Source organism: Paenibacillus foliorum, from assembly GCF_013141765.1.
GTDB lineage: Bacteria > Bacillota > Bacilli > Paenibacillales > NBRC-103111 > Paenibacillus_S > Paenibacillus_S foliorum.
The window spans coordinates 1-1109 of record NZ_WHOD01000036.1; the positions used below are offsets into that span (position 1 = coordinate 1).

The 1109-nt window shown below is 38.4% G+C and carries 1 protein-coding gene; it reads left to right on the forward strand.

The genetic code is table 11. From position 1 onward, the window contains the following. Positions 1-21 precede the first annotated feature (21 nt). Positions 22-978: a tyrosine-type recombinase/integrase gene (locus GC093_RS07905; RefSeq protein ID WP_171651332.1), complete on the forward strand. Its 957-nt coding sequence runs from the start codon at positions 22-24 to the stop codon at positions 976-978. The last annotated feature ends 131 nt before the right edge of the window (positions 979-1109 follow it).

Here is a 1109-nt window from a genome sequence, read left to right on the forward strand (position 1 = left end):
ATATTGCAGAGGAGGCCATTTATGTTGAAACAAGAACCCTTAATGAATCAAGTCACTCTTTACAAGAAACACCACCAAGAATCCTACACAGATGATCAAATAATCGAAATGTTTCTAGCCGTTTGCAGCCGATCTAAATATACGATCCGCAATTACAAATTGGCGATTGAACGCTTCCGACAATTTATTTCTTACAAATCATTATCCGAGGTAACTTGGCAAGAAATTGAGGTTTATAAAATCGGATTAATTAAAGGATTTTGTAGCAAACAAAAAAAACCGATGTCATCGGCTACTGTTGCTAGTTTTATTGCTCCATTACGTTCTTTATACAAATGGGGAAGCGATCCGAATATAAAGCTGTTCCAAATAAACCCGACATCATGCGTAAGCACTCCCCGAATATCGGTTAACAGCGGCAATCATTATTTGACCAAACAAGAGGTTGGACATCTGCTGGATCAGTTAAAAAAACAACGCTTTCGCGACTATCTTATCGGTCTAACCTTTGTTCTTATGGGGTTGCGCGTATCTGAACTCAGTTCAATGGAATGGGGACATTTTGCTACGGATGTTACGGAGACATCAGTTTGGTTAACAATAATGGATGGTAAAGGAGGCAAAAAACGAACGATTAAGGTACCGCAGCAATTGTGGGAGTTATTTGTTGAGTATGAGAAATCTAGAGATATTAACTCGGAAGATCAACGGGTATTTTCACTATCATCACGCCAAGTTGAACGCGTTATTCAAAAAGCAAGCAAGCAATGTAACCTGGGAAAAAAATTCACTCCTCACTGGCTGCGGCATACCAATGCTACATTAGCCTTGCTTTATGGAGCGTCTCTTCAACAGGTACAGCACAACCTAGGACACTCCCATATCAACACGACTCAACGCTATTTACATACTGTTGAGCAGCTAAAAAAGGCAGCCCCGGACTTTGTTCAAGATGGATTAAGCGAGTTTCTAAAGTGAAAAACAAGCTATTTGAACCATTGAAAATCGGGCCATTTTTATAAATTTATTGATTTAATAGTTCTAGTGGACTATAATTTTATTGAGTAATTAAGTAATATTTGGTCAAAACTTGGAATTTTCTCGCACAA